Annotated in this window: 12 protein-coding genes; 10 read left to right on the forward strand and 2 right to left on the reverse strand. The window is 38.4% G+C overall.

From position 1 onward, the window contains the following. The 4 genes from brxL to EZV76_RS00420 all read left to right on the forward strand — a co-directional run bounded on the left by brxL (nucleotide 1) and on the right by EZV76_RS00420 (nucleotide 4,595). Nucleotides 1-2,019 carry a BREX system Lon protease-like protein BrxL gene (gene brxL / locus EZV76_RS00405; RefSeq protein WP_136564630.1) on the forward strand — a complete coding sequence of 673 codons (2,019 nt, stop codon included), beginning with the start codon at nucleotides 1-3 and terminating at the stop codon, nucleotides 2,017-2,019. A gap of 295 nt (nucleotides 2,020-2,314) precedes the next feature. Then, nucleotides 2,315-2,932, forward strand: coding sequence for a Cap15 family cyclic dinucleotide receptor domain-containing protein (locus EZV76_RS00410; RefSeq protein ID WP_136564631.1), 618 nt, complete (start codon nucleotides 2,315-2,317; stop codon nucleotides 2,930-2,932). A 12-nt stretch (nucleotides 2,933-2,944) separates the two neighbouring features. Continuing rightward, nucleotides 2,945-3,952, forward strand: coding sequence for a CBASS cGAMP synthase (locus EZV76_RS00415; protein WP_136564632.1), 1,008 nt, complete (start codon nucleotides 2,945-2,947; stop codon nucleotides 3,950-3,952). Then, nucleotides 3,942-4,595 (forward strand): hypothetical protein, encoded by a 654-nt coding sequence (locus EZV76_RS00420; RefSeq protein WP_136564633.1) that lies wholly within the window; start codon nucleotides 3,942-3,944, stop codon nucleotides 4,593-4,595. The genes EZV76_RS00415 and EZV76_RS00420 overlap by 11 nt, the downstream gene beginning before the upstream one ends. Nucleotides 4,596-4,701: 106 nt before the next feature. On the opposite strand, the gene EZV76_RS00425 is transcribed toward EZV76_RS00420, so the two are convergent. Further along, complete coding sequence (locus EZV76_RS00425) at nucleotides 4,702-5,256, reverse strand: hypothetical protein (protein ID WP_136564634.1); 555 nt, start codon at nucleotides 5,254-5,256, stop codon at nucleotides 4,702-4,704. A gap of 544 nt (nucleotides 5,257-5,800) precedes the next feature. Here EZV76_RS00425 and EZV76_RS00430 point away from each other — a divergent pair. Beyond that, on the forward strand, nucleotides 5,801-6,187 hold the full coding sequence (locus EZV76_RS00430) for a hypothetical protein (RefSeq protein WP_136564635.1): 387 nt from the start codon (nucleotides 5,801-5,803) through the stop codon (nucleotides 6,185-6,187). Then, nucleotides 6,184-8,490, forward strand: a complete 2,307-nt coding sequence (locus EZV76_RS00435) for a relaxase/mobilization nuclease domain-containing protein (protein WP_136564636.1) — start codon at nucleotides 6,184-6,186, stop codon at nucleotides 8,488-8,490. The genes EZV76_RS00430 and EZV76_RS00435 overlap by 4 nt, the downstream gene beginning before the upstream one ends. 197 nt (nucleotides 8,491-8,687) lie before the next feature. Here EZV76_RS00435 and EZV76_RS00440 read toward each other — a convergent pair whose 3' ends face one another. After that, complete coding sequence (locus EZV76_RS00440) at nucleotides 8,688-9,908, reverse strand: site-specific integrase (RefSeq protein WP_136564637.1); 1,221 nt, start codon at nucleotides 9,906-9,908, stop codon at nucleotides 8,688-8,690. A 286-nt stretch (nucleotides 9,909-10,194) separates the two neighbouring features. Between EZV76_RS00440 and EZV76_RS00445 the strand changes: the two genes are divergently transcribed. The 4 genes from EZV76_RS00445 to EZV76_RS00460 are packed head-to-tail and all read left to right on the forward strand — an operon-like array spanning nucleotide 10,195 to nucleotide 12,695. Continuing rightward, a complete protein-coding gene (locus EZV76_RS00445) occupies nucleotides 10,195-10,818 on the forward strand; it encodes a Crp/Fnr family transcriptional regulator (RefSeq protein ID WP_136564638.1) in 624 nt (207 codons plus the stop codon). Between the two features lie 35 nt (nucleotides 10,819-10,853). Further along, nucleotides 10,854-11,303 carry a DMT family transporter gene (locus EZV76_RS00450; RefSeq protein ID WP_136564639.1) on the forward strand — a complete coding sequence of 150 codons (450 nt, stop codon included), beginning with the start codon at nucleotides 10,854-10,856 and terminating at the stop codon, nucleotides 11,301-11,303. Then, nucleotides 11,300-12,031 carry a GNAT family N-acetyltransferase gene (locus EZV76_RS00455; RefSeq protein ID WP_136564640.1) on the forward strand — a complete coding sequence of 244 codons (732 nt, stop codon included), beginning with the start codon at nucleotides 11,300-11,302 and terminating at the stop codon, nucleotides 12,029-12,031. The genes EZV76_RS00450 and EZV76_RS00455 overlap by 4 nt, the downstream gene beginning before the upstream one ends. A 1-nt stretch (nucleotide 12,032) precedes the next feature. Then, nucleotides 12,033-12,695, forward strand: a complete 663-nt coding sequence (locus tag EZV76_RS00460; protein WP_236640817.1) for an NAD(P)H-dependent oxidoreductase — start codon at nucleotides 12,033-12,035, stop codon at nucleotides 12,693-12,695. The last annotated feature ends 41 nt before the right edge of the window (nucleotides 12,696-12,736 follow it).

Consider the following 12,736-nt stretch of genomic DNA (forward strand, 5'->3'; position numbering starts at 1 on the left):
ATGAACGAACTAAATCAGAAAATAAATGAGCACTTTGCCGGCAAAGTCGTGCGCAAAGATTTGACGAAGCTCGTTAAAGGCAATGCAATTGTACCCACCTATGTATTGGAATACCTTTTAGGGCAGTATTGTGCAACAGACGATATTGAAACCATTGAGCAGGGTGTTGAAACGGTTAAGAATATAATAGCGAAACACTTTGTGCATCGTGATGAATCCCAAATCATTAAATCAAAAATTAGGGAAAAAGGTTCTCATAGAATCATTGATAAGGTAGCGGTCCAACTTAATGATAGGCAAGACAGATACGAAGCTAATTTTGCTAATTTAGGGTTAAATCGGGTTCCAATTTCAGATGCAATTGTTAAAGAACATCAAAAATTACTATCAAGTGGTGTTTGGTGCATATTAACTTTGGCCTATATCTCCTCTGATGAAAGAGATAATACACCTTGGATGGTAGAAACCTTAAAACCAATCCAAGTTTCGAATGTAGATATAGACGAGTACAAAAATGTGAGGAAATACTTCGGCAAGGAGGAGTGGATAGATGTTCTTTTACAATCCATAGGTTTGAATCCAGAGGAGTTTACCTTTCGTTCAAAATTAATCCAATTGACTAGACTTGTGCCATTTGTTGAAAATAATTTCAATCTCATCGAATTGGGTCCTAAGGGCACAGGAAAGTCCCATATTTATTCAGAAATGTCTCCACATGGCATACTTATCTCTGGAGGTGAGGTTTCAAAAGCCAAGCTGTTTGTTAATAATAGTTCAGGAGAAATCGGTTTGGTTGGTTATTGGGATGTAGTGGCCTACGACGAATTTGCCGGTAAAACAAAAAGAGTAGATAGAGGTTTGGTAGATATAATGAAGAACTATATGGCTAATAAATCCTTTTCAAGAGGAACACAGGTTTATGGTGCATCGGCTTCAATGGTTTTTGTTGGGAATACGGATCATTCAGTATCTTATATGATGAAACACAGTGACTTATTCGATGCATTGCCTAAAGACTATTATGACACAGCATTTTTGGATAGAATGCATTGTTATCTACCTGGGTGGGAAGTACAAAAGTTAAGAAATGAAATGTTTACATCTGAATATGGGTTTATTGTAGATTACTTGGCTGAAATACTAAAAAATCTGAGAAAAGAAGATAGAACTCATGACTATTCAAAATATTTCGAACTTTCCAGTACGATTACAACGAGGGATAAAACCTCAATTGCAAAGACATATGCTGGATTGGTAAAAGTAATCTATCCTGATGATGACTACGGCGAAGAAGATGCCAAAGAAATTTTGAATTTTGCCATCGAAAATAGAAAAAGAGTTAAGGATCAGCTGCAGAAAATGGATGAAACTTTTTTAGAGGATCTGGTCGAGTTTAGTTATACTAGCAAGACCACAGGAGAAAACATTACAATTGTAACCCTGGAAGAAATTGAGAATACCATTAAAACAGTCTCTCCTTCGGAAGTGGAGACTGATGAAAAGACTTCAACACCAAAAGTAACAGCCAAAAATTTAGAGACAGGTCAAAAAATTATTATTGACAATCAATCTGGTATTTCGTACGAAAATTTATTTGGTGACTATCTACTCAGTGCCACGGATATCAAGATTACGGATCCTTATATTCGGTTACCATACCAATTGCGAAATCTCATGGAACTTGCCAAGCTGATTAGTGAAAAGAAAGAACAGGAAGAAGAAGTACGACTACATCTAATTACCAGTAATAACGAGGATTTTATTGAAAATGCTAGGGGAGCATTTGAACAGATGAGGTATTCATTAGAATCGATGGATATACTATTTTCATATGAGTTTGATGAAAATATTCACGATCGGTCAATCGTTATGAACAATGGTTGGAAAGTTGTTTTAGGGAGAGGTTTGGATATTTGGCAAAAAACTGGAGGTTGGTACGATATAAATGAATATGTCCAAGAGAAACGACTTTGCAAGGCATGCGAAATTACCTATTTGAAGGTCGCAAACACCAAATAGATTTTTTTTAATTTATTTTTTGATTGAGACATTTATGTACAGAGCATTGTCGTTCCAACTTGGATTGCCAGTCATTTAAATTCAAGTAAAAAAGTTTAGAACTACCAATAGGCTTACCACAAAAAGCATGTCTTTTTAAGCCATTAAATTAACTTCTTCCATTTGGCTAGACAAATCCATTTTTAAAATATAAGACGAATTTCGATAACATGTAGAATTCATTTTACAGATATGCAAATACATTGCATAGTTGTGTTTCATATTTGCAGTATTAATCTTAATACAGAATGTAAATATGGAAAAAGACTATTTGAAATATTATCATCCCAAATTTTTAATAGGCATGGTCATACTCGGCTTTGCCCTAATTTATCTAGCTAATCAATCGTTCGGTTGGTCAGTATCAATTTTCAGCTTTCTCACAATTCTCATTACGGTAATTACTAGATACCTATGGAAGTATGCACCGTTTAAATGGCTTTTTTGGGTCGATGATTTTTCCGGTAGATACGAAGGTAAATTGATTTATCAGTTCCAAGATGATAATGGTAAAATTCAAACAGGTGAATTGGAACACGTTAAGATTGTAACTCAGACAGGTAGTAATATCAACGTTTCGTCATTCACAAAGAAAATCGACGGTTCATTATCCTCTCCTTCTACAAACAAGGGAATGTATGTAGAACATACACAAGACGGCCAACATTACAATTTGATCTATAACTACCTAAACGAAGGCAGTTCTGAACAAGGTTTTCCACCACATCATGGTACTGAGGTTGTGAAGTTTATCAAAGACGGTGACAATAAAAGATTATCTGGCGGGTATTATACAAATAGGTCGCCTTTTCAAACTAAAGGTGAGTTCAAGGATTTAAAATGGGTCAGTAACAACAAAAAACATGATTTTTAAAAACTAGATATTATGGCAGTATTAAATAAAGAATATAACAATTTTGACAAGGATGTAAGATTGAACAAATCACGAAAAGAGTCATTGGCAAAAAGCAGAAAAGATCTCCGAAAAAAAATTAAAAAGTGGTTTAAGGAAAATAAGCCGGATGAGATTCAACCTAAATCTCACGCACAAGGATCGTCTGAAATGAATACTACGATTAATCCAATTGTAGAATATGATGAAGGTGGAAATATTCTTCGCAAGTATGATTCCGACGATGGTGTATATTTCATCAAAACTGACGAGGATGATAAGAAACAATCCATTAGTACATGGCACGATTGGGTTTTTAAGGCTACAGAAAATCACACTGGAAAAGACTCAATTAAGAAGACAACGTGTGTTAGGGTAGTATTCGTTGATGGACATCATATTGATTTACCTATTTATTATAAAGAAGGCGAGGTTATTAAACTGGCTCATAAATCGAAAGATTGGATTGAAAGTGACCCCAAAGCTTTTTATGAATGGTTTAATAAGAAGAAGAGTACCAGATTCAGGCTTGAGGCTATTGTACGTATTTTGAAAGCGTGGAAAAATTATAGGGAAAATAAGAATACCATGCTTAAACTCCCTAGCGGTTTTGAGTTAACGATTCTTGCCACAAATAACTACGTCGATGCAGACAATTTAGATGAAGCTTTCAGGAAAACTATCAATGCTATGGATAGTGAACTTAATAAAGAGGGGGGATTTAAATGTTTCAGACCTACGATCCCTTCAGACGAGGACGTCTTTGAAAGTTATAGTGAGACTAGAAAAGTAAATTTTCTTTCTGCTCTTAAAAGCCTTAAAGAGGATTGTGCTAGGGCCTCAGATGAAAAGAACTTCAAAAAGGCTTCTGAATTCCTTCGAGATAATCAATTTGGGACACGTTTCCCTCTGGGCGAAGACAAGGATGAAGAAACCAAGTCAAAAGCTTTGAGCGCTTCATTAGGTGCGGCCATTATAAAACCGAAGCCATATGCCAATTAGCCATGAGATTAATGCCGTCCTGACGAATTATAGTGGTTTAAAACAAATAAACGAAAATTTGGTTTGTGGCACTATTGGACTTTCTGACGGCGACAGTTATGAAATTGAAGCAAACTTAAGTCAATACCCAAAATTTTTTCCTTCGGTCAAAGAGGTTGGAGGAAGAATTCCGGTCAAAATGGATAGGCATGTTTATCCCAGCTCAGGTAATTGTTGTTTTACTACAAGAGCAAAATCCCAAATACTCCTGAAGACCAAGGTTAAATCTCTATTACAATTTTTCGATTGGATTCTAGTTCCTTTCTTCGAGAATAATTCATTTTATGAGATACATTCCCATTATTTTGGCGAAGAATATTCACATGGCGAAAACGGTATAATTGAAAGTTACAAGGATATATTAAAAATTGATGATACCCTAATCACGGCAAAAACTATGATTCAGGCGACCAAGAGCAAATTTTTTAAGGAACATCAAAACTGCTATTGTGGTTCTGGTAGAAGACTGCGAAAGTGTGCAAATGGAAAGCATATAAACTATTTGCGACACCTGTATTTAGTTGATAAAGATGTTATTCAATCAGATTTAAATAGTTTCAAAGATTCAATCGATGAGTTTTTGGAAAGTAGGCAAGGATATTAACAAACTGACTGGCCTAAATCCACTAGTTTGAAAATTTAAAATGCTAGATTTCCAGTGATGGGATATGACTTAAATAGAGCATTAGGTATGTGAACATAATATTAAGCTAGAAAACAGGTATAGAATTATTTGATGATAAGCAGTATAAGTCAATTATTTCAATAATATGCTCATAGGTATATTCATCCACTAGCGATAAATCGAACTCACCAGCAAAATTACATAGAAGCACTTTGAGCTCTTCCATGGTTTCTTCTTCCAGACCGCTATTATTCGGTTCGTAGATTTTATAGGCCAAAGACCTGCCAAATTCCCAGTCGAATTCCTTATCGGAATACGTGTCATCACCATATTCGAAATCTTCCAGATAATGCAAATATTTCTGGTTGACACCCCAAAAATATAAAGCGGTAAGCTCTTCTTTGTCCAGATTATTTTTAAAACGCCGTAGCCTTTCAAATAGGGCAAGTTCAATTTCATAAGGCAGGTCAAAACCATAATAGTTAACACTTTTGAACAAGTCGGTAATAGCCCTGTTATTTGATTGCGGTCCGAAGGAAAAGTCCATCAATGATTTGCGAAGTACTATCTTTTTGAAATAGGCTATGGTAGCCAAATTGACCTCTTTAGTGATGAACATTTTGTCGCTGATACTGATCAAAAGGCTTTAAAGTTTGAAGTTGTTTGGAGAATAAAATCTTGAGATTTTCCAAAGATACCGAGTAAAGAATTTATCCGAGGATACTATTCACAATTTAACTTTTGTATCCTATCGTATTTTCCCCAAGCCGCTGCGGAAGTAGCGCAAAAATTCCACTCCAATCCTCCCGAGCGGGCGACCTTCGCCCGCCCACTTCCGGTCGTCTTTCCGTTCCAGTTTTGCCCAACCCCCTCGCGGCCGCGCAAAAGCCCAAGCGGCTAAATAGCCGCTTGCCCTTTTCTCCCCCTACCCACAAAAAGATTGAACATTTCCGTATTTCATTCTATTTTTTCAACACCATATTAGACCGGATAAATCTACTAGCTGTACCCATTTATATTGATATGGTCTTATATGATATATCAAGTTAAATAACTGATTATAAGTTAGTTGAAATCAAATATGATTATCTATATTTATCCGTGAAACGGATAGCGAGGTGCATTCTGAGTAACTCAGAATTGTCTACTTCTTGCGAAGTGTTTTGCCTTGAAAAGCAATAAAAATGAAAGAACGGAAAAGAGGCCGAAAACGATTGGGAAACAAGAAGCGTTACCATAACATAATGCTGCGGTTCAACGATACGGAATATGATAAATTGAGGCAACTATGCCAATCCTATAATCTGGATATTTCGCAAAGGGGAACGATAAGTCCGCTTTTAAGAAGATTGGTTTTGCAAAGTGAATCCGAAGAAAAGGATATGCTCCCGGACACCTCTAACCTTGCCTACCATATCAATAAAATTGGCAACAATATCAACCAACTGGTAAAGATTGCGCACCACAAGAACCTAAGAAGTCCGAACAGTAGTTTGCAAAACGAGATACAAAGAACAAACGAATTGCTTTATGCACTTTTGGAAATTACGAGGGAAGATAAATCGAGATGATAGCGAAAATCATTTACGGCGAAACCTGTACCGGAACATTGAACTATGTCCTCGGCAAGGAAGGTATGCAAGTACTCGGTTACGGCAATACGTTTTCCCAAAGTATATCGCCAAAGTTCTTCGGGAGCGTTCTGTATTTTCAGGGACAGCGCAACGCCACCAAGAACCGCTATGCACATATCAGCCTGAACCTTCCGCACGGGGAACATCTGGACGATAAGACCTTTTATAAGGTTTCCAAGGAATATATGGAAAATATGGGCTTTGGGCATCAACCCTATGTAGTGGTACGGCACACGGATACGAAACACGAACACGTCCATATAATAACGACCACAGTAAAGGAAGATGGCAAAGTACTCGGAATCTTCAATAGCCATAGAAGGAGCATGGCGACACGGCAACATCTCGAAAAGAAATATGGCCTGACACCTGCTCCTACAACTAGACGAAAGGAACAGATACAGATACACAGATTGCCCGAACTAAAAGTAGGTACGGACGCAACGCAAGGAACGCGGTATTATTTACAGGATGTGCTCAACAGTATCAACCAAAAATACAAGGTGCGTAGTTTCGAGGAACTGGCAAGACTGGTCAGACCCTATCATATTGAAGTAAAGACCGCCAAAACCGAATCGGGAAGGATAGGCCTAAAATATGGACTGGACAATCAAAAAGGATATCGAACGAGTTTCATCAACGGCTCCGAGGTGCACCGTAACCTGAGCGGCCCGAAACTACAAAAGGTGTTCGACATCCATTCCAACTCGAAGCTGTTGCCCATGCACCGCAAACGCCTGTTGAAGCAGATAGAAACTACCTACGATCTTTTCCAAACCATCCATCCGTATGAACTGGAAGAAGTCTTAAAGGACTATCAGGACATCGACATCAAACTGGACAAGAACGAAAATGTCATCGAAGGATATACCGTCTATGACAAATCGATGTATGTTTTCAGGTCAAGAGAACTTTCCCAAAAAACCCGAATGCAGAACCGTTTGGACATATTCGGGAACGGCAACGAACCCACACGAATCGATACAGAAAGCAAGCAGTTTAAACTGGAAGTGCAGAAACTGATAAAGGAAGCGTTCACAACATCCTATCTGAAATTCCCAAAACAAACAGGACTGTTATCGGAACATATCATGACCAAGAATTTCGGAGATATTGGTCCCGTTCTTATAGCTTCCAAAAAATATAGTTTCTTGGAGCGATATATTCCAAAGAGTCAGCAAAAAGAATTCAGGACGGCATTACTTGCCGCCTTTCCCATGATAAGAAAGAAATTATTTGAAATTGAGACCAAAAAGGAAAAGACCGCCCTGCAAAATAAGTTCGACCTGATAGGAAAGGTATTGAAAAACAAGATTTTCGATGTCGGCACGGAGAATGGAAGCGTTCGTCTTTTGTTCCAGTCTTTAGGCGTAAAATATCACGATAACAACTTGTTCTTTACGAATTCGAACAGGCATACGGTTCCGGTAGAATTAGGAAAACTGTCTTTTCCGGAAAATATGGAAAACTATGTGTCCTCCGGATTCGTCCATCAGAACCATCTGATGCTCGAAGCATTGTCCGAAAAGTCTTCCGAAAACAGTACTAAGCTAACGGCAATTGCCATGTTCCTGCCGATGATATTCCCGAAGCTGTATAAAAGAATGAACTCCGAACACAAAAAGTTATATGAAAGTTTGGCGTTAAGCGCTTATCTGAAAAATGCAGAACGAACACATGCACCTTTTGAGAAATCCCCAAAGGACTATATCGCTTTTTTCAATGCAAAGGGATTCTATTTTACGCGAGGCGAGAAAGGGTTCAAAATCAAATCCATTTATACGGGCAACGAATCGAGTCATGCACTTTCCAAAAGAACAAGTCTCTATTTGAGTTCGATTCCCAATTTAAATGCTGTTTTAAATGAACAAAGGCCTGTCATCAAAAATCTATTGGAAGAGGGCAGGAACGATCTGAAAAATCTCTGGGCAGGACATCTTTTGGAAAAAGGATTATATGACAATGTCACTTATATGCTAACGGCGGAAAATGTGCGACCAAACTTGCACCGCGAGGTAATTCAGCATCATATGGATAATGGGCTACAACAATGTCTTGTTCAAGTGTCCCAGAGACAATCCAGTTTTAAACGGAACCGTGCGCTCAGAAAAGGAGTTTATGCCATTGGCAATTGGATAGGTGGTAGCAGCTATAAAGAGGAAGAACTGTTCAATGGGTTCAAGGATGAGTTTACGGATTTTACAAAATTCAAGGGCAATGGTAAGGGGTTATCTTTTTAGTCTAAATAAAAGGCTTTTGACACAAAATTTAGCGCCCTAACGGGCGCTTTTTGTGTGGATAGGGAGAAGAAGAAAAACGCAAAAAAAATGAGTCCTTTCAAATATTTGTTAGAGAAAATAGGCGCATTCCATGAAAAATGAGCGCAAATATCTATTACACAGGAAAAACGAGTGCAATAACGAATTTATGACCTCTATTACATAATCTGAGCATCATAATCGTCGATGACAGTAGTTTCGAATGAATTCAGATAGGTTTGGGTCATAGCTTCGGTCGTATGCCCTAAACTATCCTGTATGACATTACTTGGAGCACCGCTACGCTTTAAGATATTGGCATAGGTGTGTCTGGCAGTATATATGGTTACTCTTGGAAGCTTCAATCTTTCCGATAACCGCTTTAGATAAATATTCTGCCTTTTTCTTTTGTTCTTAATGGTTTCATGCATTTGATTTTGGGTCACATTCTTCGAAAGGATAGGTAAGACAAAATCATCTTTCTCTATTGTACCATCATTAAAGGAGAGAAGTATTTGCTTCAAGGCAGGGGTAATTTTAACGGAGAACATTTTATTTCTTGTTTTGGCCCGGATGTACATTATCCGTTCGAGATTCCCATGAATGTTGTCGCCTTTCAACAAGGCCATATCCATCCAATTCATGCCCCTAAGGTAAAAGGAGACCATATAAAGGTCTCGGGCTTTTGCTAAATGTGGCTCTTCAATAGAAGCATTCTTTAAGGTCTCTAGCTGCTCCCTATTTAAAAACTCTCTTTTAGGCGTTCCATTTTTTATAGAATAATCATTAAAGGGGTTATGGTTTTCTTTGGCAATCCCATGTTTGATAGCCTTTTTGTAAACGGACCTTAAGGTTCGTAGGTACACGCTTAAACCGCCTGCCGTGTTTCCGGCAGCGTAGTGTTGAGTCTCCAATTTCTTCACAAAGGTGTAATTGATTTGACGAAAGGGAAGGGAAGGTTTTCCATGAAATTTCTCTATTTTGCCACGAAGGTTCTTATAGATTTCCGCATTCCCGAATTTCCCTGCTTTTTTTAAATCGTTTATTACAGAATCGATGAAATCGAAAAAGTCCATGTTGCCAACGGATTTGCCCTCTATTTCTTTTTTGAGGGACGACATAGACAGACTGTCTATTTTACCCTCTTCCTCTAGTTGGGTAACCGTATCATAAATCTTTTTCAGTTTTTCTTGTATGCCATTGTTAAGACGGGTAATATTGGAAGCTATTTTACTAGATGGTCTTATCCGTTGATTCTTGGCATCGAAGTCTTTTTCAGCCAGATTGTAACCTAGAGGCAGATAAATTGATTTCCTGTTATAGGTAATGCGTATGACCAATGGAAATGTTCCATCCTGTTTTTGGCGGACTTTGTTCAGTAGGACTTTTGTAGTGAGCATGTGTTTATAAATTTATAAACTATTTATAAACAAATATAGGTATAAAATGGTTTAATATGGTTCAATAAAATTTTTAATTTACTGAAAAACAGTATTTTATATATTTTTAAAATCAAATAAAACCAAAAAAAATGTGCCTGTCACGCAGGGGGTCGCGGGTTCGAGTCCCGTCCAGACCGCAAAAAGCTCCGATTTCTCGGAGCTTTTTTGGTTTTTAATATTCTGTAAATTCCACTCTTTCCTATTTCTATAAGAAAACTGTAACTTGATTCCTTATTAAGCTCAAATGGAGGACAATCCAATAGAAACGTACAGGGAATTTATCATAGAGGTGTTCAACCGGTACAGCCCAATCAGTGAGGCGTCCATTTCCTTATTGATTTCAATGGGGAAGATCCAGCATCTGGACAAAGGCTCCATATTACTTTCCATTGGGGAAACATCGAGGCATATCCACATTCTGTACCAAGGGGCCATTGTTTCCTATTATTTGAACAAGGAGGGCGATATGTACCACAAGAACATTTTCCTGGAGGGCAACATTGTAGGTTCCATGGTCTCAGCCCTAAAAAATAAACCCTCCCATTTTGCGCTTGAGGTGGTTGAAAAGTCAACCCTCATCAGTTTTGACTACAGAAAATATAGAGAACTGATAGACTCCCAATCGGACCTCAAGAATTTTTACATTTCCTACCTTGAAAAGAACTGGGTCATCGATAAAGAAAAAAGGGAAGTCGAAATTGTATTGAAAGAGGCCAAGGAGCGTTATCTTGACTTTATAACCCTTCACCCAAACATTGAAGCCCGGATTCCACTACAATTTATCGCTTCGCATTTGGGCATCACCCCTACCCAATTGAGCCGTATTCGAAAAAAAATCAAAGAAAAAAGCTCCAATCAACATATGTAAAGACAAAAGTCCGTTTCCTTACTGACCTTTGTCCCATGAAATTGATTTTTCTTTACGTATTGGCATTCACAGGCGGTATTTTTCTTGCCATACAGGCTGGTTTCAATACCCAATTGGGGGCTTTGGCCAAACACCCCGTTGTGGCGGTGGTATCCACTTCCATTGCCAGTGCTATTTTCGGGAGCTGTTTTATATTTTTCACGAATAAAGGGGAAGTATCGGCACAGATGGTATATGAAGTACCTTGGTATTTGTGGTTTGTGGGCGGATTGTTCAGTATGATCGGTATTTCGCTGTATTTCTATACCATCCCCAAATTGGGAATTTCCAAAATGATTGCTTTGGGACTATGTGGACAACTGCTCTTTTCCCTTTTGGCGGGTAAGTTTGGTTGGCTGAACCTTCCTATTGAACCCATTACACCCAAAAAATTAATTGGCGTTTTTGCCATGATCACAGGAATATTTTTAATCAATTCAAAATGAACACTGCGCTATTAAATATTGACAACTTGACCCAACTGTGGAGCATGGCAGGGGAAACGTTTCATGGCTATAAAAATCATGAGGGTATCCATACCTCAATCATAGAAAATTCCCAGTGGCCCAATCGTGTTTGGACCGATGCCGTCCTTTCCGAAAAAACGCTACAAAAAATTGAAGCTCAAATGGGGAGCAATAAGGGTATGACTTTTTCAAACTTCAACTTGGATTCCACAAAGAATCCATCAATAACCGAAACGGGCCTTTCCCTTAAATCCATACAATATGGGATGAGCCTTCCGCTCGAGACAAAGTTTGAAACCGAGAAAAAAGTTGAATTTGTCCGCGTAACCCTTGATTTGGAAGCAGAACTATGGAGTAACATTTTTTTTAAAGCCTTCAATTATAAGATAAGCGCGGAAACCATCCTAAAAACCGCCAATGATATTCTCTTTTTCTTGGTCTATCATGAAGAAGAACCAGTTGGCACCGTTATTATGTACACTACTGGAACTATCTTGGGAGTACACGCTCTGGGCATTGATCCCGACCACCGCAAACAAGGCTATGCCACTGAAATTATGCGCCATGTTTTGAATATGGGCCTTGCCCAAGGAGCATCAATGGCAACTTTACAAGCCTCAGGAATGGCCAAGAACATGTATCTAAAAATGGGATTTTCACATGACTTTTTAATGGAAAACTACCACTTGAAAACACAAAATAACTGATATGCAACCTAGTACAACCCCTAAAATCGCAGAAATGGAATTCATCAAAAAACAAGAATGGCGGTATGCCACCAAAAAGTTCGACCCTCACCAAAAAGTATCCGAAGAAAATCTTGAAATCATAAAACGGGCCGTGCAGCTGTCCACATCCTCATATGGACTGCAACTGTACAAAGTATTGATCATAGAAGACCCCAAGACCCGTGAAAAATTGCTACCAGCATCATGGAACCAGAGTCAGATCGTGGATGCCTCACACCTATTTGTTTTCTGTAATTACGCTGAAGTGAAGCCGCATCATATTGACAAGTATATTGATCTTACAGCAAAAACAAGGCAACTCAATGTGGAAGATCTGAAGGGCTATGGAGATTTCATGAAGTTGAAAATTGGGGAGCAATCCAACGAGACCCAAGCTTCATGGACCAAACATCAAACTTATTTGGCCTTGGGTAATTTATTGGCCGTGTGCGCCGATCTACAAATTGATGCCTGTCCCATGGAAGGCTTTGACGTCGAAAAATACAATGAGATATTGGGATTGACCGAAAAAGGCCTTAATGCTTCCTTAGTGGCCCCCATTGGCTATAGAAGTCCGGACGACAACACGCAGAACTTGCCAAAGGTGAGAAAACCCTTAGAACTCCTATTTGAATCCATTTAAATTCTTGAAAGCAGAAATTAAAAGGCCCATAACATAGTTAT

This window comes from Flagellimonas alvinocaridis (assembly GCF_004916895.1).
GTDB classification, from domain to species: domain Bacteria; phylum Bacteroidota; class Bacteroidia; order Flavobacteriales; family Flavobacteriaceae; genus Flagellimonas; species Flagellimonas alvinocaridis.